Origin of the sequence: Peterkaempfera bronchialis (assembly GCF_003258605.2) — a bacterium.
GTDB lineage: Bacteria > Actinomycetota > Actinomycetes > Streptomycetales > Streptomycetaceae > Peterkaempfera > Peterkaempfera bronchialis.
Window position 1 is genome coordinate 7,000,128 of record NZ_CP031264.1, and the last position, 25,860, is coordinate 7,025,987.

Here is a 25,860-nt window from a genome sequence, read left to right on the forward strand (position 1 = left end):
CCCACCCCCTCGACCCTCGAACCACCGGGAGCCACTGATGGGCGAGCCCGCAATCATCTCCGTCCGCAATGTCAGCAAGGTGTTCAACGGCGGCAGCGACCGCTCGGTGACCGCGCTCCAGGACATCGACCTGGACATCGCACGCGGGGAGTTCACCTCGCTGCTCGGCCCCAGCGGCTGCGGCAAGAGCACCCTGCTGCGGGTGATGGCCGACCTCACCGAGCCGTCGCAGGGCCAGGTCACGGTCAACGGCAAGACCCCGGCCGCCGCCCGTACCGACCGGGACTACGGGATGGTCTTCCAGCAGGCCGGGCTGCTGGAGTGGCGCAGTGTGCGGCGCAATGTCGAGCTGCCGCTCCAGGTCGCCGGCGCCAGGAAGGAGGTGACCCGGGCCAAGGCGATGGAGATGCTGGAACTGGTCAGGCTCTCCGACTTCGCCGAGCACTTCCCCCGGCAGCTGTCCGGCGGTATGCAGCAGCGGGCGGCCATCGCCCGGGCGCTCTCCGCCGACCCGGAGATCCTCTTCATGGACGAGCCGCTGGGCGCGCTCGACGAGATGAACCGCGAACGCCTCCAGGGCGAGCTGCTGCGCATCTGGTCCGACACCCGCACCACCGTCGTCTTCGTCACCCACAGCATCTCCGAGGCGGTCTTCCTCTCCTCGCGGGTGGTGGTGATGTCGGCGCGGCCCGGCCGGGTGGCCGCCAGCATCGACGTGGACCTGCCCTACCCGCGTACCGCCGAGACCAGGACCACCCCGGAGTTCTTCGCGAAGGTCACCGAGGTCCGCCAGGCGCTGCACTCCGTCCCGACCGAGCAGGCCGCGGCATGAGCACCGCCCAGGCCGCACCGCGGGGGGTGGCTCGGATCGCCGGCGGCCTGCGGGGCAGGGCCGGCCGGGCGCTGCCGGTCGCGCTCACCGCACTGCTGGTGCTCGGCTCCTGGCAGCTGGTCGTCGCCGTCTTCGACGTCCCGGCGTTCATCCTGCCGACGCCCGTCACCATCGCCCAGGCGTTCGTCCACGACTTCGCCACGATCATGGCGGCCTCGGTGGTCACCGTGCAGGCGGTCCTGCTCGGCCTGCTGCTGGGCGCCCTCGGCGGGATCGCGGTCGGCCTGGCGGTGAGCCGCTTCCCGGCCGTCTCCGGACCGGTGCTGAACGCCGCCGTGCTGATCAACTGCGCGCCGATCGTGGCGCTGGCCCCGATCTTCAACAACTGGTTCGGCGTCACCAGCCTGCTCTCCAAGGCAGGTGTCGCCGCCGTGATGGTCTTCTTCCCGGTCCTCGTCAACACCACCCGGGGCCTGCTCCAGGTCTCCCCCCTCCACCTGGAGATCATGGAGTCGCTGGCGGCCCGGCCTCGGCAGGTCGCCCTGATCGTGCGGCTCCCCAACGCGCTGCCGTACATCTTCAACGCGCTGAAGCTCGGCACCACCCTCGCGGTGATCGGCGTGATCGTCAGCGAGTACTTCGGCGGCCCCACCGAGGCGCTCGGCGTCTACATCGCCTATCAGGCGGCCCTGCCGAGATTCGACTACGCATGGGCCGGAATCCTGGTCGCCAGCGCACTCGGCCTCGCCATGTTCGGAGCCGTCACGCTCCTGGAACGGCTGCTCATGCCCTGGCATGAATCGCTCCACGATAACCAGGCGTAATCAGCATTTCCGCAGACCGCCTTTGGGCGGTGCGACCGCGTCCCGTACTTCTCTCTTCCCATCCCGGCGGAGGTAGCAATGTCCACCAGCAGACCCGTGAATTCCCCGTCCCCCCGGCAACCCCGCGCGCCCCGCCGCTCCGGCCCCGCCCGCCCGCTGCGGCTGGCCGCCGGACTCGCCGCCGCAGCGATGCTGGTGACCGGCTGCGGCGGGATGTCGTCGGGCGAGACCAGCAAGGCCGCGGCGGAGGCCGGCAAGGACTGCGCCGCCAAGACCAAGGTCCGGGTCGTCCTCCAGTGGGTCGCCCAGGCCCAGTTCGCCGGCTACTACGCCGCCAAGGAGAAGGGCTTCTACGACAAGCAGTGCCTGGATGTCACCATCCAGGAGGGCGGGGTGAACATCGTCCCGCAGCAGGTGCTCTCCGCAGGCAACGCCGAGTTCGCCGTCTCCCACGTCACCAAGACCATGGTCACCCGCGAGCAGGGCGCCGACCTGGTCAACATCGGACAGGTCTTCCAGCGCGGCGCCTACCTCCAGGTCGCCTGGGCCGACTCCGGCATCAAGACCCTGGCCGACCTCAAGGGCAAGCGCGTCGGCAGCTGGGGGTACGGCAATGAGCTGACCCTGTACGCGGCGATGCGCGGCTCGGGCGTCGAACCGGGCAAGGATGCCAAGATCATCCAGCAGCCGTTCGACATGTCGCTGCTGCTCAAGCGGCAGGTCGACGCGGCGCAGGCCAAGACGTTCAACGAGTACGCTCAGCTGCTGGAGAGCACCAACCCCAAGACCGGCAAGCTGTACCAGCCGTCCGACTTCACCGCCATCAACCTCCAGGACGCGGGCTACCAGAGCCTGGAGGACGGCATCTACGCCAAGGGCGACTGGCTGGCGAGCAAGGCCAACCAGGAGACGGCCGTGAAGTTCCTCAAGGCCACCTACCAGGGCTGGGGCTACTGCCGGGACGACCTCGACGGCTGCGTGGACATCGTCCTGAAGAACGGCAGCGCCCTCGGCAAGGGCCACCAGACCTGGATGCTCAACGAGGTCAACAAGCTGATCTGGCCCTCCAAGGCGGGCGTCGGCACGGTGGACAAGGCCGCCTGGGACCAGACCATCGACATCGCGGTCAAGGCCGGCGTGCTCAAGAAGGACCCCGGCCAGGACGCCTACCGGACCGATCTGACCGAGCGGGCCGACCAGGAGCTCAAGGCCGACGGCTTCGACATCACCGGCGACTCCTACCAGCCGCAGCAGGTCACCATCACCCCGGGCGGCAAGTAGCACCGGCCGGTTCGCGCCGCCTTCCCCGAACCGCGGCCGGGCGAGGCCCCCGCGCCTGCCAGGATTGACCGCGCACCGGTCAGGGGCTCGACGTGACAGACGGAGGAAGAATGGCACCCAGCGAAGCAGGGCTCGTCCGTAGGACGATCTGGCTGCTACGGACGGTCGCGGCGCACCCGGAAGGGGTCGGCCTGAGTGAGATCGCCCGCGAGTCCGGCATCCCCAAGGCCACCTGCTACCGGGTGCTGACCGTCCTGGAACGCGAGAGCTGGCTGACGCTCGACCCCGTCACCCGCCGCTACCGCGTCTCCCTCGGCCTGCTGTCCATCGTCGGCGGCCTGCTCGACGGGGGAGGGGCCTACGGCCACATGCGGGACGTGCTGCGCGACCTGGCCAAGCAGACCGGGGAGACCGCCGGCTTCGATGTGCTGCTGCCGCCCAATGTCATGGTCGTCGCCCAGGTCCCCGGCCCCTCGCTGATCGGGCAGACCCTCAAGCCCGTGCCGCGCACCCAGCCGGTCTGGGCCACCTCCACCGGGAAGGTGCTGCTCAGCGCACTCGACCCGGAGACCGTACGGGCCGACTTCGGCGAGGAGTTCCGCACCGGCGCCCCCGAGCGCCTCGGCGGCCTGGACGCGTTCATCGACTCGATGAGCGCCGTCCGGGAGAACGGCTACGCCGTCGCCTACGACGAACTGGAGGTCGGCGCCGCCTCGGTCGCGGCCCCGGTCCGCATCCGAGGCAACACCACCTACGCGGTCTGGATCGGCGGCCCCACCTACCGGCTGACCCGCCCGCGCATCGAGGAGGTGGCCCAGTGCGTGATGAAGGCCGCCCGGCAGCTCGGCGACCTGCTGAGCGTCACCGGCATCGAGCTGCCCAGCGGCTTCAACGAACAGTAGCAACCACGCCACCACCCCCCCCAGGAGGAGACAGATGGCCGACCTTCAGGAGCGGATCGACGCCGCCCACCAGGCCGCCGGCCGGATACCCAAGGGCCTGTACATCGACGGAGAGTGGCGCGAGCCGCGCGGCGGCGCCGCCATCCCCGTCGAGGACCCGGGCACCGGCACGGTCTTCGCCGAGGTCGCGGACGCCGCCGAGCAGGACGCCCTGGACGCCCTCGACGCCGCCGCCCGCGCCCAGGACTCCTGGGCCCGCACCCCGCCCCGGGACCGCGGCGAGCTGCTGCGCCGCGCCTTCGAGGCGATCCTCGCCCGCCAGGACGAGCTGGCCGCCGTGATGACCCTGGAGATGGGCAAGCCCTTCGCCGAGTCCCGGGCGGAGGTCGCCTACGCGGCGGAGTTCCTGCGCTGGTTCGCCGAGGAGGCGGTCCGGATCGACGGCGGCTACCTGGTGGCACCCGGCGGCGGCTCCCGGGTGGTCGTGATGCGCCAGCCGGTCGGCCCCTGCCTGCTGGTCACCCCGTGGAACTTCCCGATGGCCATGGGCACCCGCAAGATCGGCCCCGCCCTGGCGGCCGGCTGCACCGTGGTGGTCAAGCCGGCCCGGCAGACCCCGCTGTCGATGCTCGCCCTGGTCGCCGTCCTGGAGGAGGCAGGGCTGCCCAAGGGCGTCGTCAATGTCTTCACCACCGCCAGGTCGGGCGAGCTGACCGCGCGGCTGCTGGCCGACCCCCGGCTGCGCAAGCTCTCCTTCACCGGCTCCACCGAGGTCGGCCGGATCCTGCTGGAGCAGGCGTCCGAGCGGGTGCTGCGCACCTCGATGGAGCTGGGCGGCAACGCCCCCTTCCTGGTCTTCGACGACGCCGACCTGGACGCGGCCGTGGAGGGCGCGTACCAGGCGAAGATGCGCAATGTGGGGGAGGCGTGCACCGCCGCCAACCGCTTCTATGTGCACCGCCCGGTCGCCGCAGAGTTCGCCCGGCGGCTGGCCGAGCGGCTGGGCGGCCTGGCCGTCGGGCACGGCCTGGACCCGGCGAGCGAGGTGGGGCCGCTGATCGACGCCCGGGCGGTCGGGGGCGTCGCCGCCCTGGTCGATGAGGCGGTCGCGGCGGGCGCCGAGCTGCTGACCGGCGGCGGTTCCCTGGAGCGGGACGGGCACTTCTTCGCGCCGACGGTGCTCGCCTCCGTACCGCGCGGGGCCCGCACCCTGCACGAGGAGATCTTCGGCCCGGTCGCGCCGATCGTCGCCTTCGACGACGAGGCCGAGGCGCTGGCCCTGGCCAACGCCTCCGAGTACGGGCTCGCCGCCTATGTGTTCACCGAGGGCCTGGCCCGCGGCCTGCGGGTCAGCGAACGCCTGGAGAGCGGCATGGTCGGGCTCAACCAGGGGATCATCTCCAACCCCGCCGCGCCGTTCGGCGGCGTCAAGCAGTCCGGTCTGGGCCGGGAGGGCGGCGCCGTGGGCATCGACGAGTACCTGAACACCAAGTACCTGGCCGTCAGGGCGGAGTCATGACCGGCTTCCTGCTGGCCGGAGTGCAGTTCGAGCCGGTACTCGGCGACCCGGCGGCCAATGCCGAAGCGTCCGGGCACTGGGTGCGCGAGGCGGCCCGGCGCGGCGCCCGGCTGGTGGTGCTCCCCGAGGCGTCGTCGGCCGGCTATATGTTCGCCGACCGCGCGGAGGCGCTGCGCTACGCCGAGTCGGTGCCCGGCGGTCCGGTGTACTCGGCATGGGCCGCGCTCGCCGCCGAGCTGGACCTCTGGATCGTCGCGGGCATCACCGAACTGGCGGGGGAGCGGCTGTACAACTCGGCGGTGCTGATCGGCCCGCACGGGCACCTCGGGACGTACCGCAAGGCACACCTGTGGAACGCCGAGCAGGAGGTGTACGACCGCCAGCAGGACGGCTTCCCCGTCTTCGACACCCCGCTCGGCCGGATCGGCATCGGCATCTGCTACGACGCCTGGTTCCCCGAGACCTTCCGCAGCGCCGCGCTGCGCGGGGCCGACCTGCTGGCGCTGCCGTCCAACTGGGTGCCGGTCCCGGGGCAGCCCGCCGACGCACCCACGATGGCCAACCTGATGTGCATGACCGGCGCGCACAGCAACCAGTTCTATGTCGCCGGGATCAGCCGCACCGGGGTCGAGCGGGGCCAGCCGTTCATCGGCAGCTCGCTGATCGTGGGTCCGAGCGGCTGGCCGCTGGCCGGGCCGGCCGGCGGTGACGGCCAGGAGCTGGTGCTGGCCGAGGTGGACCTGATCGGCTCCCGCGCCGAACGGCACGGCAACCCGTTCAACCAGCCGCTGGCGGACCGGCGCCCCGAGCTGTACGAGACCGGCGTCCCGGACGTACCGCGCTGACCCGCCGCGCCACCCGCCCGGTGCGGGGAGACACCGGAATTCATTGACACCCTCCGCCTCCCCATGGAGACTCACAGCACTCCTGAGCAGAACCGATGGTTCGATGGATAGACCGCAGAGAGTCATGATGAACATGCGAGTAATCGGCCGCCCCAGCCCGCAGGTGGGACTCGGCGACCCGCGCGGCATCGAATCGAGCCCGCTGTACAGCCCGGACCTGGCACCCGTACCCGTCGCCGAGCGCACCTGGACGACCTACAACTACGCGGCGCTGTGGATGGGCATCGCTCATGGCATCCCGACCTACTACCTGGCCAGCGGCCTGATCGACCTCGGCATGAGCTGGGTCCAGGCCGTCCTCACCATCGCCCTGGGCAACCTGCTCGTCCTGGTCCCGATCCTGCTGAACAGCCACGTCGGCGCCAAGTACGGCATCCCCTACCCGGTGTTCGCCCGCACCGCCTTCGGCACCCTCGGCGCCAATGTCCCGGCGGTGCTGCGCGCGCTCTCCGCCTGCGGCTGGTTCGGCATCCAGACCTGGATCGGCGGCCAGGCCATCCACACCGTCGTCGGCGCCTTCGCGGGCGACGGCTGGACCCATGCGCGCCCGCTGTGGGGGCACCCGGGCACGCTCTGGCTCTCCTTCGCCTTCTTCTGGCTGCTCCAGATCGGCCTGATCGTCCGGGGGATCGAGTCCATCCGCCGCTTCGAGAACTGGGCCGCACCGCTCATCCTGGTCGTCGCGGTCTTCCTGCTGGGGTGGATGGTCAGCAAGGCCGGCGGCCTCGGCCCACTCGCCACCGAAGGGTCCAAGCTGGGCTGGGGCACCGACTTCTGGCTGCTCTTCGCACCCGCGCTGATGGGGATGGTCGCCTACTTCGCCACCATGTCGGTGAACATCGCCGACTTCACCCGGTTCGCCCGGGGCCAGCGCGAGCAGATCGTCGGCCAGACCCTGGGGCTGCCGATCACCATGACCGCGTTCTCCATGATCGGCGCGCTGACCACCTCGGCCACCATCACGGTCTACGGCAAGGCGATCTGGGACCCGATCGACCTGGTCAGCCGCTTCTCCAGCCCGGTCGTCATCCTCTTCGCGCTGCTCTGCGTCATCGTCGCCACCGTCGCGGTCAATGTCGCGGCCAACACCGTCGGGCCCGCCTACGACTTCTGCAACCTCTTCCCCCGGCGGATCGACTTCCGCATGGGCGGCGTCATCGCGGGCGTCATCGGCATCCTGATGCAGCCCTGGCGGCTGCTCTCCTCGCCCGAGCTGTACATCTTCACCTGGCTCGGCGTCAGCGGCGCGGTGCTCGGCGGGGTCGCCGGAATCCTCACCGCCGACTACTGGCTGCTGCGCGGGCGCACGCTCGACCTCGCCGGGCTCTACCGGCGCGGGGGCCCCTACGAGTACGCCGGGGGCTTCAACTGGAGGCCGCTGGTCTCCCTGGCCGCCGTGCTGGTGCTCTCCCTGGGCGGGGCCCACTCCGATGCCGGCGCGGGGCCCTTCCCGGCCGACGGCTACATCCCGCTGCTGCGGCCGCTCTTCGACTACAACTGGGCGGTCGCGTTCCTCGGCGGCATCGTGCTGCACGCCGGACTCAGCAGGCTCTTCCCCGCGCCCGGCGACCGCACCGCAGCGCCCGGCGGCGCCCCGACCGCCCCAGCAGGCCGCTGACCAAGCCGTATTGACACCATGCTGCGCCGCATCAAGACTATCCACCAAACCAATGGTTCACTCAGCGAACCTGTGTCGCGTCGGAGATCGCTCCCCCCGCCCGGGGCACGCCCACGCAAGACGACACGTCTCCCAGGAGGAGTCCCCTGATGAAGACCCGTGCCGCCGTCATGACCGCCCCCGGCAAGGACTGGGAGATCACCGAACTCGAACTCGACGCCCCCAGGGCGGGGGAGGTCCTGGTCCGCTTCACCCACGCCGGGCTCTGCTACTCCGACGAGCATGTGCGCACCGGCAACATGGCCACGCTGCCCATCATCGGCGGACACGAGGGCTCGGGCATCGTCGAGGCCGTCGGGGAAGGGGTCTCCCGGGTCGCCCCCGGTGACCATGTGGCCGCCTCCTTCAAGCCCTCCTGCGGCCACTGCCGCTGGTGCGCCGGCGGCCGGTCCAACCTCTGCGACGCGGCGACGGGCGGCCCCGAGGGCAGACTGCCCGACGGTACCTTCCGGTTCACCGGCCCCTCGGGCCGCATCGGCGCCAACTGCGCCCTGGGCACCTTCGCCGAGCACTCCGTCGTCTCGCAGAACTCCCTGGTCCGGGTGGACCCCGCCGTACCGCTCTCCGTCGTCGCCCTGGTCAGCTGCGGCGTACTCACCGGCTGGGGCGCGGCGGTCTACGCCGCCGAGCCCCAGCCCGGTGACACCGTCATCGTGGTGGGCGCGGGCGGCGTGGGCATCAACGCCGTCCAAGGGGCGCGGTTCTCCGGCGCCGGAAATGTGATCCTGGTCGACCCCAACGAGGCCAAGCACCCGCTCGCCCTTGAACTCGGGGCCTCGCACACCTGCCGCTCCCTCGCCGAGGCGGCGGCCCTCGCCGCCGACCTCAACCCCAGCGCCGCCGGGGCCGACTCCACCATCGTGTGCACCGGCGAGACCACCGCGGAGATCGTACGTGCCTCCTTCGAGGCCACCGGCAAGGGCGGGACGGTGGTCCTGGCCGGCATGTCGGAGGACGTCCACGACATCAACATCCAGCTCCCCGGCACCCAGCTCGTCTTCGCCGAGAAGCGCATCCAGGGCACCATCTTCGGATCGTGCAGCCCGACGCGGGACATCCCGCGCGTCCTGTCCCTGTACGGCCAGGGCCTGATCAGGCTCGACGAACTGGTCAGCCGCACCTACGGCCTGGACGAGATCAACCAGGGGTTCGAGGACCTGCGGTGCGGCCGGAACCTGCGCGGAGTGGTCGAGCACCGGCCTGCGGACTGAGCACCGCCGCCCGCCGCCCGCCGCACCGCACCACCCGACCGGCCCGCCTGACGCCACCCCAGCTGACCGCCACCCCCGAAGACGCCGCGCCTGAAGAGCAAGAGGAGCAGACTGCCATGTCCCACACGCCCGACCGCGCAGCGCTGTACATCAACGGAGACTGGCGCAAGCCATCGACCGCCAGGACCTTCACCGCGGTCAGCTCGGCCACCGGGGAGCGCATCGCCGACTTCCCCGAAGCCGACCGCGCCGATGTGGACACCGCAGTCGCCGCCGCGCGCGGCGCCCTGGGCGGCCCCGGGGGCTGGGCGTCCGCGCAGCAGCGCGCCGAGGCCATGGAACGCCTGGCCGCCGCGCTGGAGTCCCGCGCCCAGGCCCTGGGCACCCTGATCGCCCACGAGGTCGGCACCCCCCTCGCCCGCGCCATCGACGCCAACGTCGGCGCGGCCGCCGGCCTGCTGCGCTTCTACGCCCCGCTCGCCGACACCATGTACGCCGAGGACCTGCGCCCCGCCCGGGTGGGCCACAGCCTGGTCCGCCGTGAGCCGGTCGGCGTCGTCGCCATGATCGTGCCGTGGAACTACCCGCTGAGCACCCTGTTCTTCAAGCTCGCGCCCGCCCTGGCGATGGGCTGCACCGCCGTGGTCAAGCCCTCGCCCGCCACCGGGCTCGACTCCTTCCTGGTCGCCGACGCGGTCCACGAGGCGGGCTTCCCGCCCGGCGTGATCAACTTCCTCCCGGCGGAGCGGGAGGTCGGGGAGTACCTGGTCACCCACCCCGGCGTGGACAAGGTCGCCTTCACCGGCTCCACGGCGGCCGGCCGCCGTATCGGCGCGCTCTGCGGCGGGCTGCTGCGCCCGGTCACCCTGGAGCTGGGCGGCAAGTCCGCCGCGATCCTGCTGGAGGACGCCCCGCTGCCGCTCTTCCTCGACCACCTGCTCGACCTCTCGTTCAACAACAACGGCCAGACCTGCACCAACAACACCCGGCTGCTGGTCCCCAGGTCCCGCCACGAGGAGGTCGTGGACGCCGTCACCGAGACGGTCGCGGGCTGGCAGACCGGTGACCCGCTGGACCCGGACACCGTCATCGGCCCGGTGGCCGGGACCGCTGCCCGGGACCGGGTCGAGGGCTATATCCGCCGGGGCCGGGAGGAGGGCGCGCGGATCACCACCGGTGGCGGACGCCCCGCCGGTCTGGACCACGGCTGCTACGTCGAGCCGACGGTCTTCGCCGACGTGGACCCGGCCATGGTGGTGGCCCGCGAGGAGATCTTCGGCCCGGTGGTGACCATCTCGGCCCACGACGGAACCGTCGAGGACGCCGTCGCCCAGGCCAATGACTCCGCTTACGGCCTGGCCGGCAGTGTCTGGACGGCGGACGAGGCACTGGGCCGCGAGGTGGCCCGCGCGGTGGACACCGGCACCTTCAGCGTCAACCACGCCAACTTCGACATCGGCGCCCCCTTCGGCGGGCGGCGGGACAGCGGCCTGGGTTCCGAACTGGGCCGAGAGGGGATCGAGGCGTACCTGCAATACAAGACGATCTTCGTGCCGAGCCACCCGTAGGGCGTCGGCGTCCGGGTCGGTATCGTCGCCGTATGCCTGAACTGGTCGCGCCCACCACCCGGCTGCACTCCGCCTGGCTTGAGGCGCGCAACGAGTGGGGCCCCGGCCTCCATGAGGACGGATTCGGGCTGGGGCCGTCCGACGAGGTCGACTCGCCGGATGGGTTCGCGGCCTGGGTGGCGCGGCTGGCTGACGAGTCGGGTCCGCATGCGGGGGAGACCGGCCGCGCCTGCACGTACCGATGGATCGTCGAGGGCGACCGGGTGCACGGCGGGATCGCGCTGCGGTACGGGCTCAACGACTATGTGCTGCAGTTCGGCCACATCGGCTATGGCATCCGTCCGTCGTCGCGTCGGCGCGGGCTGGCCACCTGGGCGCTGGGCCGGATACTCGACGAGGCGCGGGCGCTCGACCTGGACCGGGTGCTGATCGTCTGTGAGGTCGACAACCTCGCCTCGGCGAAGACGATCGAGCACCACGGCGGTGTCCTCGAAGGCGTCCGGGACACCGAACACGGCCCCGCGCGGCGCTACTGGATCACGATCTAGTCTGTGATCTCGCCAGTAGGGCCGGTGCCATGGCTGCGTTCCGACGGCATTGATTCAGCACCTTCTCACGACGCCGCCCGCTGACAGCCGACCGCGACCGAGCCGCCGCTCCGATGCCGCCTCGCGCGCGGCTCAGGACAGGTCGAGCACGAAACGGGCAGCCACCGTGGAGGCCGAGTCGAACTCCCGGCAGGCGACAACGGCATGCATCGCCTGGGAGGCCGCCCTGGTCAGCGTCAGCTCCGCGTGGTGGTCCGCAGTCGGGCGGAGCTGTGCCTGCCACCATGTGGTGGTGGCGCTCACCTCGGTGGTCAGGGTGGACTCCCCGCTGAGGAGGAGGACACCTTCGCGGCTCCCGGTGAGGTGCAGCGGCCCCTCGCCGGTGGTGGAGACCAGGCTCCCGTCGGGACCGAGAGTCCACACGGCGTGCCGGAGCCGGTCCTGCACGTCGTGCATCTGGGCCTTGGTACCGAGCAGCGGGGTGGCGGAGACGACCACGGTGGTACGGAAGGTCCGCGCCTGGACCTCTGCCTGGACCTCCGCCGGGTCGGGCGTCGGGGCGGGGCTCGCGGAGGCGGGTATCCCGGGGACGGCGGGCCTGCGGGGAGGGGCCGGGGCGTGCGGCTCCGGGCAGGAGGGGGAGACCGCAGGAGCGGACGCCGTACCGTCACCGGCGGGCTGGACCAAGGCGGTCGCGGCGCCGTGCGGCAGCAGACCCGCGAGCAGCACGGCGACGGGCAGCACGGCGGCGGCCGCATAGAGCCTGACGGGATATCCGGCGAGGAGCGCCCCGACGGCCGGCGGCTCGACCCTGCTGCCCCACAGCCGAGGCCAGACCGGGGCCAGCAGCGGCCAGAGCAGCAGCAGGGCGAGGATGGCGAGCCATTCCGGCGCGCTGTCACTGATCGCGCCGCGTCCCAGGGCGAGGGCGATGTGCAGGGATTCCCCCCAGGCGGCGCGGTTCAGGAAGTGCACCTCGGGTACCGCCATGACGGTCGCCACCGCCGTGGTGCCCAGCACACTCGCGGGCCAGAGCAGCAGCAGGACCAGGTCGGCCGTGAACCGGCCGCTGCGGACGGCGAACCAGCGTCTCAGCCGCAGCGGCGGGTGGTGCAGCGGAGCGAGCCGGTCGCGCCACCGGCGGACCCGGCGGGTGGTGTGTACGGCTTCGAGCGATGACAGCAGCGAACCGCGCCCGGCGGTGGCGGCCGCGTAGCGGTCGGCGGCGAGTTCCAGGGTCCACAGCGCCGCGACCGGGATGAGCAGGGTCTGGAGCAGCACGGTGAAGACCGTGATGACCTGGGCGATCTGATAGTCCGCCGTGGCGTCCCCCACGGCGAAGAGCAGCAGCAGTGGCAGCAGACCGAGCAGGGCGAAGAACCCGAGCCAGTGCCGGGCCAGCGCGGCGAAGGGGCTGCCGATCCCGGAGACGTGCTGGTCCCCATGGCGATGGTGGCCGAGCTCGTGCAGCAGGGCCGCCTCGGCGGCGCTCCGATGGCCGCGCCACAGTTTGGCGAAGGGCGGGAAGACCGCGATCCGGGTGGTCCGCCAGCCACCGGGGTAGACCCGTGCGAGGTGGTCGGCTCGCTCGGTGTTGACGCGGAGCCGGACCTCTGGCGCGTGCCGGCTGAGGAAGCGCTCCATCTGCCGGACGGAGTCCTCACCTCCGTTCGGGTCTCCGTCCGGGCCAGGGTCCGCAGGCGGGGCGGGCGGCGCGGGCGGGACCTCGTCGGGGTGGAGCAGGTGCTGGCTCCCCTCGACGAGGTTGCGGCGCAGCTGCGGCAGGAGCACGCCGACGATCCCGGCGAGGATGAAGAGGAAGGGCATGGCCTGGATGACCATCGAGGCCCGAAGCGCGATAAAGCCGTCGGCGCGGACGGTCTCGGGGGTGTACGCACCGTGGCCGGTGAGGTCCTTGAGCTGGCTGTACCACCAGGCAAGCCGTGACGGCAGGTGCCAGAGGTAGATCGCCAGGGTGAGCCACAGCCAGGGCGGGGGTGCGCCCACGGCGGCGCGGTCCGCTTCCGGGCCGGCCCGTCTCACCGGGGCGCTCCGCTGTCGGAGAACCGGAGCCGCAGGCGGCGCAGCAGCCCGGGGCGTCCTGATCCGGCGGGCCGGGCGGGCTCGCGGGCGGTCAGCCGGATCAGGAAGGCCGCAGCGTCGGCAGGGTCGCTGCGGAGCAGTTCGGCCAGCAGCTGCGCGGCGATCCGGTCGGCCTGGTCCGTCGGCAGACCGCGCAGGACGAGGTCGTCGCGGAACGCGAAGGCCGCCTGGACCGCCTGCTCCGACGACGCCTGCTCGGAGGACGCCTGCTCCGGGTCCGGATCCGGGTGCCCGTCCGAGTCCGCAGACCGGCCCGGCCTGCGGCTGAGAGTGGCCAGCAGGGTGGCGGCCGAGACGGTATTGGCGAAGGCCGGGCTGGCCAGGACCGCGCGGATGACATCCCCGCAGGCGGCGAGCGCGTCCAGCAGGGTCGGCAGCAGGGTGGCCAGGTCGCCGCCGAGGCTGCCGGGTGCCGAGGACGATGTACGGAAGAGGTCCTGGCGCCGTCGGCCACCGGCGGCGTAGGCGCGGGTCACCTGGGCGGCGAAGTCGATCTCGTCGGGCGCCGCGGTCCGAGCGATCAGCACTCCCCACCGGTCCAGAACGGCGTCGGTCTCCGAAGGCATGGCTGGTTCTCCCCTGGGGTCAGGAGTCGAGAGGAAGGGTGGTGGGCGGACCGAGGGGTCAGCCGGAGAAGGTGAACCGGAACTGCTCCAAGCCGTCAGCGGTGTTGCCGCTCACGGTGAGCCGGGCCCGCCGCTGGTCCAGGTCGCCGCTGAGGGTCGCCCCCGTGCCGATGGCCTCGGGAAAGCCGCCCGGCAGCGAACCGTACTCGGGATGGCATGCGATCAGCGGCCTGCTCCAGTTGAGGAGGTTGAGCGTGACGCCCTCCCGGGTGTGGGTGTCGTTCAGCGTGCCGCTGACCGTGCCCCGCTTCCACTGCAGGCCCCAGTAGGTGAGCACCAGTCGGGGATCGCGGGTGTTGCCGGCCAGGTCGTGGGCGGAGGCCGAGGCGACCCCGGCCGACCACAGCGAGATGCTGCCGTCCTGGGAGGGAGCCCCCAGGGAGAGCACCAGGGTGAACGGATTGGCCTCCGACTGGTCGCCGCCGTCGCGTGGGCGGCCGATCTCCAGTGTGCCTGCCAGCGAGTACCGACGGGTCCCGGTGAACCGCCTGGAACCGTCGACGCTGCACTGGTCGTACGCGTCGACCTGCACCTCGGCGGTGCCCTGGTACCGGAGCCCCCACAGCTCCGACGCGGCGTCACCGGTCGGGCGGGCGGGCGTCGTCGGAGCCTCGGACGGGACCGGCTCCTCGGTGGGCGGGGGATCGTCGGAGGGCTCGGGCTCGGGCTCGGAGGTGTCCGTGCCGGTGTCCGTGGACGTCGGCGCCTCGGTGGACGGGGGAGCCTCCTCGGTGGGAGGCGTGGCCGTGGCAGTGGCCGTGGTGGCGACGGGTGGTGAGGCGGTGCTCCCCCCTCCGTCGGAGCAGGCGGTCACCGGCAGCACCAGCACGGCGGCGGTGGCGGCCGACAGCAGGATGCCGTGTCTTCGGCCCGGTTGCGGGCCTGGCTGCGGATACGGTGCTGTGCACGGCTCGGAATACGGCATAGAGAAGCCCCCCTCTCTTCGCGACCGCACCGGTACCGGCTGGGCGGCCTCGATCAGTGCGCCGATATTACGCTCGGCCTCCGGACGACAGCAGAGCGGAATCGACCGCCGTTACCGATCTGTGGCCGGCTCAGGGGCTGATCCGTCCGCGAAGAGCCGGGCGGAGGAAGGCGCCCGGCCCTGGTCTCTCCCGGCGTTCAGGCGTTGCCCGCCGCCGTCGCGCGGAGCTGGGCGATCCCCGTGTCGAGTGCGGCTTTGAGGTGGGTCGAGTCGCCGGTGGACATCATGATCGACACTCCGCCCTGAATCCCGGCCAGCAGGGCGGCGGCACTCTGATCGACGTCCACGGAAGCCGGGATCAGCTCGCGCATACGGAGTGTGCGGATGCCATGGGCGATGCGTTCCTGCCACTGCCGCATCAGCTCGGCCACGATCGCCCGCGCGCCCGGCTCCGAACGGCCGAGCTGGAGGAACAGCGCCCCCAGCGGGCACTGGTCATTCTGGAGCTCGTACCGTTCCACCACGGCGTCCCGCCATCGGTACCAGGACTCCCAGGAGTCCAGGCAGTCCAGATGGGGCTGCTGGTCCTCCAGCACGCGGTCCGCTTCGAACTCGGCCACCGCCAGGAGCAGTTCGTCCTTGCCACCGGGAAAATAGTGAAAGAGCTGGCTCTTGCTCGTGCGGGTGCGGTTGCGCATGTCGTCGAGCGTGGTGAAGGCGACACCTCTCTCGCGGAGCACACTCGCGGCGCCCTCGATGATGCGGGCTTGGGTGGCTCGCCCCTTCGCTGTCGCTGCCTGCGGCATCGGGCACCCTCCTTGATTGGACCGGCTGGTCCACTGTAGTGCCGCCTCTCGTACGCAGATTGGACTTGCCGGTCCATTTTCATTGGCGCACAGTCGGGGCTGCGGGGGAGTTGTCGCGAGAGCGCTAGAAGAGGAGACCTGCCATGGGCGGACGGCTTCAGGGCAAGACCGCGCTGGTCACCGGATCGACGAGCAACATCGGGCGGGCGATCGTCAAGGCGTTCGCCGCCGAAGGGGCCCAGGTGGTCGTATCGGGCCGCAGCCGGGGACGAGGGCTGCGGATCGTCGAGGAGATCCGCGCGGCCGGTGGGCGTGCCGACTTCGTGGAGGCCGACCTCGATGGCACCGCCGCCGCCTCCCGCCACCTGGCCGAGCAGGCATCCCGGGCGCTGGGCGGCCGCATCGACATCCTGGTCAACAACGCCGGCATCTTCCCGGGCTCCACCACCGCAGACACGGACGAGGAGACCTTCGACCGCGTCTACGCAGTCAACGTCAAGGCCCCCTTCTTCCTGACCGCCGCCATCGCCCCGGCCATGGTCCGGGCGGGTGGCGGGGCCGTCATCAATCTCGGGTCGTGGGTCGCCCGCCTGGGTATCCCGGTCGGCACCCTCTACAGCTCCACCAAGGGGGCGGTGGAGACCCTCACCCGCGCGTGGGCCGCAGAGTTCGGTCCGCAGGGTGTGCGGGTGAACGCCATCTCGCCCGGCGTCATCGTCACGCCCACCACCGGGGAGCACGAACCGCACCCCGCCGAAATCATGATGAAGGGCACCCCGGCCGGCAAGGTCGGCAGCCCGGAAGCCATCGCCCACGCCGCCGTCTGGCTGGCGAGCGACGAGGCCGCCTTCGTACACGGCACGGTGGTGGACGTCGACGGAGGCCGCGTCGGCGCCGCAGTCATCGCCCACTGAGACTCCTTCGCCTCCGATCGATGCCCCCGGAATCCCGGGGACATCGCCTCGTACGGCACCTGGCCGAGGCCCGCAAGGAGAAGCGGAAACCGGCGGAGCTGGTGGGCACCTGCGTAGTCGTGACCGAGCAGCCGGCCCGTGAGCGGGCTGAGACTCTCGCCGAGCATGACGAGGCCCTCGCCGCGCGGGACGCCGCACCGGGCGTGACCCCGCTGCCCACCGCCACCCCGCCGCAGCAGCGGGGCCCACTCCGAACGGGTGGATTGGCGGTTCGCATGGCGGGTTGTGAGGCGACTTGCCTAGGCTGCGGCGGCATGAGGGGCGGCGGCTGGAGACCGCTCCGCGGCGATGGGTGCGACAGTTGGATCGCTACAGCACATCCGGCAAGTTGGTGCGGGACCGGATTCCGCAGATCATCCGCGAGGACGGGGCCGAGCCGGTCACCTACACCGCAGGCCGGGAGGAATACCGCAGCCGGCTGCGGGACAAGCTCGGGGAGGAGGTCGCCGAGTTCCTTGAGGCGGATGAGCAGTCGGCGCCGGAGGAACTCGCTGACGTGCTGGAGGTCGTGCGCGCGCTCGCCGCGGACCTGGGGGTCGACGCGGCTCAGCTGGAGAAGATCCGTGACGCCAAGGCGGCTGAGCGGGGCGGTTTCGCCGACCGGATCGTCTGGACGGGCAACCGCTGACCTCGTGCGTGGGTACGTTCCTCACCCCTTGGGCTTGGCCAAAACGACGTGACAGACCCCGGGCAGCGGCAGCACCGGGGTGCCGGCGGCGGGGACAAGTCCGGCCTGGCGGGCGAGGGCGGTGATCTCGTCCGGGGCGATGCCGCGCTGGAAGGTCCCCTTGCGCAGCGACACGGCGACGACCTCACTGTGCTTGAACGGAATGCTCAGACAGCCCGTGAACGCCGTTGCAGCGCTTGGGTGCGTCCGGCGTAGTCCTGAAGGAAAGCGGGTGCGACCATCCGCTGAATCTTCCGCAGACAGGCAAGGTCCAGCGGCACCGATCGCCTCATCGAGCGCGCTCCCCGTCGACCTTCTGGAGTAGACGTCCCACGGTGGCCTCGGCCGGGGCGGCCGACGCAGTCCGGCGGTCTCGCCGGGCACGGGCGGGCGGCGTCGGCGAGTTGGCCCAGGCCCCGGTCGGGATGGACGATGAAGAACGGGCAGGCGCGGTCCTCCGTCGTGTTGATCAGCGACTCGACGCCTCGTGATCACCCGAGCCCTGCCTGCCGCCACATCCGGCCCAGACAACCCGTCACCAAGCTCACCGGGCTTCCTGCCCGTCTCAACCGGACGCAACCGCGAAAACGGCGCAGCCCTGGGACCTGCCCCGCGAACCCGGGGACAGTCGCCGAGTCAGCTGATGGGCCGAAGTGCGAGCGTCAAGGCGTCCTGTTCCGCTTTGGTTCGCTGTGAAACGGCTGAGACGTGGTCGTGTGCAGGAGTGTCCGGGAGGGCAGTACCCACGCCAGGCCGAGCAGAGCGCCGAGGGTCGCGATCCATAGGGTGGGGCGCAGGCCGATGGTTGCGCCGAGCCACCCGCCTGCGAGTGCGCCGATGGGGCGGATGCCGTAGTTGAACAGGCCAGGACAACCGTGGTGGTCCCCGGCTACGACCCCGCCGCGCGCTGCTGGCCCGGGGTGTCGCCGATCCGGACGCGTTCCATCGGCTCCGTCCGCTGTGCACGCTGTCACAACCGGGAGACGGCCAAGCACCAGCCGGGCGGTTGGGCTGCGGCGAACGCCCGCCCCGTGCGGCGCTGACCAGGGCCGTTACCAGGGGGGTACTCCCCTCCCCTCCCGCGAAAGCACGGCAGGGAGGCTCCGAGAGCGCGCCGGAGCTGTGGCCATTCTTGGAAGCCTCGGCGCCATCACAGCAAGTTAGAAAGGAGACCATGGCCGACCGATACCGACCCAAGCCGGCGGCAGCACGGGCCCGTGAAGGGAACCCGTCCAAGGCTGAGATCAGAGAAGGGGTGATTGTCCCTCGCGCTGTTCTTGCCGAGCCTGATTGGCGAGACGTGTTCAAGGACTCGCCGGCCGCCGAGATCCAAGCGGCCAATATCCGCTGTCGGGAAATTGCCTCGGCCGAGTGGCGGCGCGTTGTGCCGATTCTCGAAGTGGCTGCCGGGCTTGGCGAGGTGGACCACTCGACCGTCAAGGATCTGTGCGTCTGCGTGGCCCGCATCGACCAGGCCGAGCGCGACTTGTCCGAACGCGGACTCATGGTCACTGCCGAGCGCGGCACGGTGAAGAACGGCGCAGCCACCATCGCGGCGCAGTACCGCTCCCAACTCGCTCGATACATCAGGGAATTGGGCCTCTCGCCGAGTGCGCGAGTGGCAATTTCCCCGCCGGAGTCAGCAGACGATTCCGATATCTGGGATTAGCGGTCTCATCAGGTGATGGGGGTCAGCCAATAATCGGAATTGCAAAGGCCCCGTCCTGTTCTCCCTCAGCGGGAGCCAGGGCGGGGCCTTTCTGCATTTGGGGAGATCGCTCCGGCGTCAATGCGGAGTGCAGGCGCCCACTGTCGTCAGCGCGGGGCCGCCGGGAGGTGAGCGGCCGAACGCTTGGCCGCATCATGCGCACGGAATCCGAAGCTGATGAGAATGACGCGTTCTCCGGCGCCGAGGGGTGTCCTTCCGTGCGGGGTGATCGCACCATCGAACACCACGGACTCTCCCGCAGCGAGATCGCACGCATGGTAGCCGTCAGCACCGATGAAGACGGTAGCGCTCACGGTAGAGGCGACGGCGGGGCGATCGTGCTTGAGACACAGGATCAGATTGGCCTCGCCGAACCCGAATTCGTCCACGTGGAAATCTAGGAACTGCCCCTCTTCCAGGTAGGCGATGTAGACACCATTGTGCGGCTGCTCGACCTCCAGGCCGGTGGATCGTGCGACGACTGCGGCGAGATCAGCTTGCCCGGCGAAGCGGTTCGCGGCGTCGCCAACGGCCGCGTTCCACTTGCCGTTGTGAAGGTATCCGTTGGCGGTCAGGGCGTCTTCCGCCTCCTGCGCCATGGCGGTGATCAGCTCGACCGGGAACAACTGGTCGCGCAGGTGGCGCGGGTGCACTCGCTGGTGTGCCGTCAGCCCGCGCACGGCGCCCCGGATGGCGGGGAAGTCTTCTGCCCACCGATCCGGGCTCCGGGCCGTGGTGTGGGACTGGAGCCACGAGGTCCACTGACCGCTCCACTGTTGAGACGCGGTGTCGTTCGCCGACGATGCGGCGGCTTGGTCGATCAGTACTTCCACCCGTGAGAGTGCTGCCTGAGTGGACCCGATCAGCTCGGTGTCTCCCTTGGCGATCCGCAGCCGCAGCGCTTCCCGCAGAAGGGCCTCGGCGCCCGCGAGGTCCCCGCTCTCCATCAGGTGCTTGCCGGTGTGCTGGAGCGCGAAGTCCACGAGTTCCGGGTGCTGGCTACGTGCGGTGCCCAGGGCGCTGCGGTATAGCGCGTCCGCATTGCGCACGTCACCGGCGTAGCGGTGGGCGTCGCCGAGGTTGAGCCCGGTGGCGATGACCGCTCGGGTGTTGCCGCTCGTTGCGGCCAGGTCGAGCGACTGCCGCAGGAAGGTGCGGGCCTCCTCGTGCTGACCCAAACACATCTGGCCGACACCGATCCATCTGGTCAGGACCCGGGTGCGAGCGGGGTCGGACCCTTCGGGCAAAGCCCGTAGTTCCCCCAGGAGTTGGCCGACCGCAGTAGTCAGCTCGCCCCGGTCGGTGGGGACCATCCGCAGGCCGGCGTCTTGTGTGATGAGGTGCTGGAGCACCGGACCTCCTCGTTCGGTTCTGCTCAGCGTGGCACTACAGCCGGTCGGTCTGCTGGCGCAGGTCGGCCAGCAGCTCGACCCCGTGCGGGGAGAAGTGTGCGGTCAGAAGTTCGAGTTCGCGCATCAGGTAGCGAACGGCGGGCAGGCCCTCGTCGTAGGCGGCTTGGAAGCATGCGCGTTCGTTGGCGGTCAGGTCGTCGCGGTCCAGTTCGGTGCGGCGGAACCTCAGCAACTGGTTGTAGACACAGGTCGCGTGGAAGGCCCGGTCCACCTCCCAGAACTGGTTGCGCGCGACACCCTGACCTGCTCGCCACCTGATCTCGATCTTCGGGGAGTCCTGCGACGAGTACCCGTCAGCGAAGACCTGGTGCTGAAGGACGTGGAAGCTGATCGACTGGTGCGTCCCCTCGTGCAGCAGGTTCTCTGCCAGGAATCGCGGGGACGGCTCCGGACTGACCGTGTTCGGCGGGATGTGGTGCCGGGCCTTGTCGGAAAACACGATGACGTACGGGAGCGCCGGGTCGCTGGAGCTGGTCAGCGAGGAAGCGCGGATGCCGGGCTTGAGACCGACCCACAGCAGCCCACGGACGAATTCGCGCACGCGGGCGAACCTCTCGGGGTGGACCAGCGACAGGCGGTCCAGTGCCCCGGCCAGCGCCGCGCGGCGGTCGTCGGTGTGCTCGGCGATCTCGTAGTTCGTCAGGTTGATCTCGTTGGCGATCTCGACGGGAAGCCCGGCGTCGAACCAGTCGAAGTTGGCTCCGGCCACGGTCACGTTCTCGCTGCGCAGGGATTGGGCGTGCTGTGCGTAGGGGGTGCCGGACTTGATGAGGCGTTCCATCAGGGCGAACGGCAGGGCGCTTTCGGCGCCCTCCTCACGCAGGCGGAGCAGTTCCGGGTCCTTTCGGCCGAGGTCGAAGAAGGAGCCGACCGGGACGCGGGTGGCGATGGTGGTGTTCACTGCGGACTCTCCTTGCTTGGGGCTGTGTGGCGATGCCGCGCGGCGGGTCGGCCCGGGTAGTCATTCGAGCCGACCCGCCATGCCGTCAACTGACCGGCATCAGTGGTGAGTTGCTGTTAGGCCTCGGTGGCCAGCGGCGCGAAGTCGCCGTCCGGGACCGAGTGGTCCAGGCGCCGCGTCAGGGACTCGACGTCCCCCGGCGCGAAGTCGCCGTCCGGCACCGAGTGGTCCAGGCGCCGCGTCAGGTCGCTGACCTTGATGTTGTCGGGCATAGCCCTGCTCCTTCCATGGGAACTACTGCGGGTTGGTGCGCCTCCCCGAGGCCCAGGGAGGGTCTATGGACCGCTGGCGGATTCACCGCGTGGCTTGCGGCAGGTGTCGCCCCTGTCCTGCCAGCCGGGAACCCCTGGCCTGTCGGTGCAATCAGTGAACAGCCAGTCACGCTCCGGGGGTACGGTGTGAGGACACCGATCCCGTTCAACCCGTTCAAGATCGCAATCAGGGGCGACAGTTGACGGACACTAAGGCAGCAAACGAGGCATTGGCCCGTGTCATTGCGGAGGCCGGGTGCACGTACCAGGCACTGGCGACGACAGTGCGCGCGGTCGCCTCGGAGGCGGGGGAACACCTGGCAACGGCACCCTCGGCCATCGCTCACTGGGTAGCCGGCGGCACCCCCACGGGCCGCACACCGCAGTACCTCGCCGAGGCCCTTACTCGGAAGACGCGTCGCAAGGTGACCGTGGCGGAGATCGGATTAGGGTCGGAAGCGATCGGGGAGGTTATGAGTGCCGACCCGCTGGCCACCGCCGCCGACCTCGGGAGAGCCGTGATGCAGTCCCGCCGTGACTTCCTCGCCAGTGCGTTCGCCACCGCCGCTGTGGCGCTGCCGCTGACTTACGATCATCAAGCGGTCGCCGCCACCCTGCGAGCGGGAAGGACCGGCAGCCGGGTGGGTATCGGTGAAGTGGCCACCGTCCGGCACATCACCAGCGTGTTCACCGCCGCTGACGAGCGTCTTGGCGGTGGGCACGGGCTGAGTGCGGTGACTACCTACCTCACTGACACGGTGGTGCCGATGCTCCAGGCCGTGTATCCCTCCGAGGCGATTCGCCGGAGCGCCTACGGCGTGGCGGCCGAACTGTCGTACCTCGCCGCGTGGAAGTATCACGACCTTGGCCGGGAGGGCGCCGCACAGCGGTACTACCTTCTCGGTTACCAACTCGCCTGCGAGAGCGATCCGACAGGACATGGAGCCTGGATGATGCGTGCCCTCGCCCATCAGGCCCTCAATCTCAAGCAGCCGGAGTTCTGCGTCGAACTGGCGGAGGAGTCCCTACGGCGGGCGCGCGGGAAGGTGGACCCGCAGACCGAGGCCCTGTTGCTGATCACGAGCGCCAGGGCGTACGGGGCCACCGGGGACGGACAGAAGGCCGCAGCGGCGCTTCTCGCGGCCGAGGACGCCATGCTCAACACTGCGACGCCCCCGGCGTCCTTTACGGCGGCCACCGGGCCGGTAGCGGCGACCGTCGCGTCTCACACCGCGAAGACCCTGGCTGAGCTGAAAGACCACCAGGCGGCCGAACGCCACCACCGAGCCGCCCTCGCAGGTCGTGACCCCGAAGCGTTCCGGCGCATTCACGCCCTGACGCTCGGGAACCTGGCCCGGTCAGTCGCCGCCCAGCGCCGCCACGACGAAGCTGTGGGGATCTGGGGTCAGTCCCTGGATTTCATGGATGGCGTCGTCTCGGACCGGCACAAGAAGGACCTTCACAAGGTCCGTACCACGATGGCTAGTTGGGCCCGGCGTGGCATTCCCGGGGCCGCAGACCTCGGGCAGCGCGCCGCCGAACTCGTCCGAGCCTGATCCGCGCCCGTCAGGCCCCGCCCTGCTGCTGAACTTCGGCGGGCGGGGTCTGCTGCTGCGCGGTGGCCTGGTCGGTGCGGTCGGCCACGAACGTGCCACGCTGCGGAAGAGTCCGGACCCATCCTTGGGTGCGCAGGTACTCGACAGCATGGCGGGCGGTATTCCGGGCGACGCCGTATGTCTGGATCAACGTCGCCTCGGACGGCACCCGGGCCCCGACCCGCAGTTTCCCGGACTGAATGGCCCGGATGATGTCCGCCGCAATCTGCTGGTACGGGTGCGCCTCGGCGTCCGGGTCGATCGGGGTTACGTCCATAGACAAAAGCGTAGGACGGCCCAAACGTCCCCGCGCGTTTCGCTACGACCATGAACATACCTAGACGTACCTATAGGAGTTTGGGTGCGGTCGAAATCCGCATCACCGACCAAAGACCCCCGGGACTGTGCGACCAGTCACCGGGGCCATTCGCCCGCACAGCTATTTGGGAGCTGCCGACGTGCGTCATCTTATCGCTTGGGCCCTGCTCCGGGCCCTGGTTCTCTGCCTGCCGACTCGCAGCCAGCACCGCCCCACCGTGGTCCCCGAGGCCCCGCCGCTGCACATCTGCGGATGGGAAAAGCCGATCCACCCGCACCACCTAGCGAGGACCATGCCGCCCCTGCCGTACGTCTTCCGGATAGCACCGGCGGTGGTGTGGTGGGAGAACCTTCCCGAGGAAGCGCGACGGGCTCAACTCAAGGAGAGCGCCGAGGCCGCTTGGCCGCACTGGCTCAAGGTCAAGGCCAACGCCGGGAAGCGCCGACAGACCCCCCGAGGACGAGAAGCGCCGCAGGGTCGAGCTGTTCGCCATCGCCTACAATCTTCCGAGCCCGTACGAACTTGTGGCAGCGATGGGCTGATGGCCAAGGCATTCGTCAAGGCACTGCCGGACGGCACCCGCAGGGGCAACACGCGGGGTCTGCTGCGGTGCGAGCGGCAGGGGTGGCAGATACTCGCCGGAAGCCGCTACGCGGTCCGCTACGAGCCCCATACGGCGAACGACTGCCGACCGTGGACTGACGGGGCAGCCCGGTACTGGTCGCGGGACTGCTGGGCCGTCTCGCATCACCGCGCCACCCACGCGTCGTAGGTCTCTCCGGACAGCAAAACGCCCCGTTCGGCCAAGTGCCGGGCGGGGCTCTGTCGTTGGTGCTGACCTGCGGCTATGCTGCACAGAACTGGTAGTCGCGTGTGTTGGGGTCCTGCATGATCCACCAGTGCCCGGCGGGTCCCTTGTCGACCTCGCGGACGCGGACCGCTCCCAGGTCCTCCAGCCGGGCCACCAGCTTTTCGAGGCCGCCGGGCTCACTGTGGATGTCGAGGTGCAGGCGGTTCTTGCCCTCCTTGCCCTCCTTGCCCTCCTTGCCCTCCGGGACGTCCTGGAAGAGCAGTCGCCGGCCGCGGCCGACGCCGCTGGTCTCGTCGAACGGGTCCTCGGGGTGGCGGATTGCGGCATAGCCGCGGAAGGTCTTGCGGCCGCGTTGCTGGGTGACCGCCTCCTCGCCGATGTGGCCGGCGGCCAGCAGCGGCGCTCCCTACCGGACGGCCGCAGGAGCAACAGCCGAGGTGCGCGGCTACCGACCGGCCGACCGCATCCGCGTCACCCATGGCACCACCACGGTCCAGGTCGCCCTCGCCCCCGCCGCCGACGGGGCCCGTACGCTGCTCCGTTTCCACCAGGAGCACCTGACGAGCGCCGAGGAGCGCGAACAGCAGCGGGCACACTGGAAACGCACCATGGACCAGGTCGCAGCCGCCCTCGACGGGCAGTGACGGCGGCGCGCGTACTACCTGACCGGAGAGCAGCGCCTTCAAGAGCCCCCGAGGCGCCGACACCCTCCCGGTGGGCGCTGCGTCGTCACGGGCCGGCCGAAGGTCCGATCGATGACCCAACGGCGGGGCTGGGCGGCGAATCCCCTGATGGCCCGATTCGTCAGGAGCAGGGGGTGCCGTCGTCGGGGCCGGCGACTCCGGGCCGGGTGTTCAGCGACCACATGTGCGTGCACTTCGGGCACTGGAGGTGGACGACCGGCCCCTTGTTGGAGATCAGATAGCGCCAGTGCTCGCCGCAGTTGCGGTGGTCGGCGCAGGTCGCGCAGTGGCGGGCGTCGTCACAGACGGGGCAGGCCACCCAGGCGCGACGGGCGAGGTCCGCCTGTGGATCAATGGGTAGCCGCACGGCCCGGCTCCTCCCCTGGGAGGACACCGGCCGACACCAGTAGGTCATAGGTGCGCTGCTGCTCGTCGTCCAGGTTCGAGTAGAGGAGGGCGTACGCCTCGTCCTCGCCTCGGAGGGCGGCCACCGGGTCCCAGTCGGGCCCGAGCGCGGCCACGACCTCGGCCCGTCGCCGGGCTTCCTCGAAGGTCAGGTCGATCGTGAAGGGGATGAGGCCGACGGTGTTGTCCTGGTTCATGGCGAGACTTCCGGTGGGCTGGCGGAACTCCACCATCTCTACCAGGCGTCCACAGCAGCAGAAAAGGGTGACCTAAGTCGCCCCGGGACCGCCCGGCGCCACGCTCCACCCGGCCCATCGACGGGGCAAGCTCGGATCGGCCGACAGGG

At 70.6% G+C, this 25,860-nt stretch carries 27 protein-coding genes; 15 read left to right on the top strand and 12 right to left on the bottom strand.

Going from position 1 to position 25,860, the window contains the following annotated elements:
- Nucleotides 1–37 precede the first annotated feature (37 nt).
- The 10 genes from C7M71_RS29945 to C7M71_RS29990 all read left to right on the top strand — a co-directional run bounded on the left by C7M71_RS29945 (nt 38) and on the right by C7M71_RS29990 (nt 11,268).
- The gene (locus tag C7M71_RS29945) at nt 38–832 is read left to right on the top strand and encodes an ABC transporter ATP-binding protein (RefSeq protein WP_111488806.1); all 795 of its coding nucleotides are present in this window, start codon (nt 38–40) and stop codon (nt 830–832) included.
- Nucleotides 829–1,656, top strand: a complete 828-nt coding sequence (locus C7M71_RS29950) for an ABC transporter permease (protein ID WP_111488808.1) — start codon at nt 829–831, stop codon at nt 1,654–1,656. The genes C7M71_RS29945 and C7M71_RS29950 overlap by 4 nt, the downstream gene beginning before the upstream one ends.
- A 78-nt stretch (nt 1,657–1,734) precedes the next feature.
- Nucleotides 1,735–2,937 carry an ABC transporter substrate-binding protein gene (locus tag C7M71_RS29955; protein ID WP_229759009.1) on the top strand — a complete coding sequence of 401 codons (1,203 nt, stop codon included), beginning with the start codon at nt 1,735–1,737 and terminating at the stop codon, nt 2,935–2,937.
- 110 nt (nt 2,938–3,047) lie between these two features.
- The gene (locus tag C7M71_RS29960) at nt 3,048–3,839 is read left to right on the top strand and encodes an IclR family transcriptional regulator (protein ID WP_111488810.1); all 792 of its coding nucleotides are present in this window, start codon (nt 3,048–3,050) and stop codon (nt 3,837–3,839) included.
- Nucleotides 3,840–3,873: 34 nt separating this feature from the next.
- Nucleotides 3,874–5,358, top strand: coding sequence for an NAD-dependent succinate-semialdehyde dehydrogenase (locus tag C7M71_RS29965; RefSeq protein WP_111488812.1), 1,485 nt, complete (start codon nt 3,874–3,876; stop codon nt 5,356–5,358).
- Nucleotides 5,355–6,203 (top strand): nitrilase family protein, encoded by an 849-nt coding sequence (locus C7M71_RS29970; protein ID WP_111488814.1) that lies wholly within the window; start codon nt 5,355–5,357, stop codon nt 6,201–6,203. Before C7M71_RS29965 ends, C7M71_RS29970 begins: the two co-directional genes overlap by 4 nt.
- A 127-nt stretch (nt 6,204–6,330) precedes the next feature.
- A complete protein-coding gene (locus C7M71_RS29975; protein WP_229759010.1) occupies nt 6,331–7,881 on the top strand; it encodes an NCS1 family nucleobase:cation symporter-1 in 1,551 nt (516 codons plus the stop codon).
- Nucleotides 7,882–8,030: 149 nt separating this feature from the next.
- Entirely contained in the window at nt 8,031–9,152 is a 1,122-nt protein-coding gene (locus tag C7M71_RS29980) for a Zn-dependent alcohol dehydrogenase (protein WP_111488816.1), read from the top strand.
- Between the two features lie 116 nt (nt 9,153–9,268).
- A complete protein-coding gene (locus tag C7M71_RS29985) occupies nt 9,269–10,720 on the top strand; it encodes an aldehyde dehydrogenase (protein ID WP_111488818.1) in 1,452 nt (483 codons plus the stop codon).
- A gap of 32 nt (nt 10,721–10,752) precedes the next feature.
- Nucleotides 10,753–11,268, top strand: a complete 516-nt coding sequence (locus tag C7M71_RS29990; protein ID WP_111488820.1) for a GNAT family N-acetyltransferase — start codon at nt 10,753–10,755, stop codon at nt 11,266–11,268.
- A gap of 132 nt (nt 11,269–11,400) precedes the next feature.
- On the opposite strand, the gene C7M71_RS29995 is transcribed toward C7M71_RS29990, so the two are convergent.
- The 4 genes from C7M71_RS29995 to C7M71_RS30010 all read right to left on the bottom strand — a co-directional run bounded on the left by C7M71_RS29995 (nt 11,401) and on the right by C7M71_RS30010 (nt 15,728).
- Nucleotides 11,401–13,311 (bottom strand): M48 family metalloprotease, encoded by a 1,911-nt coding sequence (locus C7M71_RS29995; protein WP_111488822.1) that lies wholly within the window; start codon nt 13,309–13,311, stop codon nt 11,401–11,403.
- Nucleotides 13,308–13,937 (bottom strand): hypothetical protein, encoded by a 630-nt coding sequence (locus C7M71_RS30000; protein ID WP_111488824.1) that lies wholly within the window; start codon nt 13,935–13,937, stop codon nt 13,308–13,310. The genes C7M71_RS29995 and C7M71_RS30000 overlap by 4 nt, the downstream gene beginning before the upstream one ends.
- A 58-nt stretch (nt 13,938–13,995) precedes the next feature.
- Nucleotides 13,996–14,922 carry a hypothetical protein gene (locus tag C7M71_RS30005; RefSeq protein WP_162824480.1) on the bottom strand — a complete coding sequence of 309 codons (927 nt, stop codon included), beginning with the start codon at nt 14,920–14,922 and terminating at the stop codon, nt 13,996–13,998.
- Between the two features lie 197 nt (nt 14,923–15,119).
- Nucleotides 15,120–15,728 carry a TetR/AcrR family transcriptional regulator gene (locus C7M71_RS30010; RefSeq protein ID WP_111488828.1) on the bottom strand — a complete coding sequence of 203 codons (609 nt, stop codon included), beginning with the start codon at nt 15,726–15,728 and terminating at the stop codon, nt 15,120–15,122.
- Nucleotides 15,729–15,871: 143 nt separating this feature from the next.
- Here C7M71_RS30010 and C7M71_RS30015 point away from each other — a divergent pair, with 143 nt between their 5' ends.
- Nucleotides 15,872–16,642: an SDR family NAD(P)-dependent oxidoreductase gene (locus C7M71_RS30015; RefSeq protein WP_111488830.1), complete on the top strand. Its 771-nt coding sequence runs from the start codon at nt 15,872–15,874 to the stop codon at nt 16,640–16,642.
- Between the two features lie 352 nt (nt 16,643–16,994).
- Entirely contained in the window at nt 16,995–17,330 is a 336-nt protein-coding gene (locus C7M71_RS30020) for a nucleoside triphosphate pyrophosphohydrolase (protein ID WP_229759011.1), read from the top strand.
- A 21-nt stretch (nt 17,331–17,351) separates the two neighbouring features.
- Here C7M71_RS30020 and C7M71_RS30895 read toward each other — a convergent pair whose 3' ends face one another.
- Entirely contained in the window at nt 17,352–17,504 is a 153-nt protein-coding gene (locus tag C7M71_RS30895) for a hypothetical protein (protein ID WP_162824482.1), read from the bottom strand.
- A gap of 1,039 nt (nt 17,505–18,543) precedes the next feature.
- Here C7M71_RS30895 and C7M71_RS30035 point away from each other — a divergent pair.
- Nucleotides 18,544–19,038, top strand: a complete 495-nt coding sequence (locus tag C7M71_RS30035; RefSeq protein ID WP_111488834.1) for a phage terminase small subunit P27 family — start codon at nt 18,544–18,546, stop codon at nt 19,036–19,038.
- Nucleotides 19,039–19,184: 146 nt separating this feature from the next.
- On the opposite strand, the gene C7M71_RS30040 is transcribed toward C7M71_RS30035, so the two are convergent.
- The 3 genes from C7M71_RS30040 to C7M71_RS30900 form a co-directional block, all read right to left on the bottom strand.
- A complete protein-coding gene (locus tag C7M71_RS30040) occupies nt 19,185–20,429 on the bottom strand; it encodes a tetratricopeptide repeat protein (protein ID WP_111488836.1) in 1,245 nt (414 codons plus the stop codon).
- Between the two features lie 34 nt (nt 20,430–20,463).
- On the bottom strand, nt 20,464–21,390 hold the full coding sequence (locus tag C7M71_RS30045; protein WP_111488838.1) for a hypothetical protein: 927 nt from the start codon (nt 21,388–21,390) through the stop codon (nt 20,464–20,466).
- Between the two features lie 116 nt (nt 21,391–21,506).
- Nucleotides 21,507–21,662, bottom strand: coding sequence for a hypothetical protein (locus C7M71_RS30900; protein WP_162824483.1), 156 nt, complete (start codon nt 21,660–21,662; stop codon nt 21,507–21,509).
- 239 nt (nt 21,663–21,901) lie between these two features.
- On the opposite strand from C7M71_RS30900, the gene C7M71_RS30050 reads away from it, so the two are divergent.
- Nucleotides 21,902–23,257, top strand: a complete 1,356-nt coding sequence (locus C7M71_RS30050) for a tetratricopeptide repeat protein (RefSeq protein WP_111488840.1) — start codon at nt 21,902–21,904, stop codon at nt 23,255–23,257.
- 10 nt (nt 23,258–23,267) lie between these two features.
- Here C7M71_RS30050 and C7M71_RS30055 read toward each other — a convergent pair whose 3' ends face one another.
- Complete coding sequence (locus tag C7M71_RS30055; RefSeq protein ID WP_111488842.1) at nt 23,268–23,573, bottom strand: winged helix-turn-helix domain-containing protein; 306 nt, start codon at nt 23,571–23,573, stop codon at nt 23,268–23,270.
- Between the two features lie 887 nt (nt 23,574–24,460).
- Nucleotides 24,461–24,823 (bottom strand): VOC family protein, encoded by a 363-nt coding sequence (locus C7M71_RS30060; RefSeq protein ID WP_111488844.1) that lies wholly within the window; start codon nt 24,821–24,823, stop codon nt 24,461–24,463.
- Between C7M71_RS30060 and C7M71_RS30065 the strand changes: the two genes are divergently transcribed.
- Nucleotides 24,786–25,070, top strand: coding sequence for a hypothetical protein (locus tag C7M71_RS30065; protein ID WP_407675960.1), 285 nt, complete (start codon nt 24,786–24,788; stop codon nt 25,068–25,070). The genes C7M71_RS30060 and C7M71_RS30065 overlap by 38 nt on opposite strands.
- Before the next feature lie 160 nt (nt 25,071–25,230).
- Here C7M71_RS30065 and C7M71_RS30070 read toward each other — a convergent pair whose 3' ends face one another.
- Nucleotides 25,231–25,476: a hypothetical protein gene (locus C7M71_RS30070; RefSeq protein WP_111488846.1), complete on the bottom strand. Its 246-nt coding sequence runs from the start codon at nt 25,474–25,476 to the stop codon at nt 25,231–25,233.
- Nucleotides 25,460–25,711, bottom strand: coding sequence for a DUF6400 family protein (locus tag C7M71_RS30075; protein ID WP_175607835.1), 252 nt, complete (start codon nt 25,709–25,711; stop codon nt 25,460–25,462). Before C7M71_RS30075 ends, C7M71_RS30070 begins: the two co-directional genes overlap by 17 nt.
- Nucleotides 25,712–25,860: the final 149 nt, after the last annotated feature.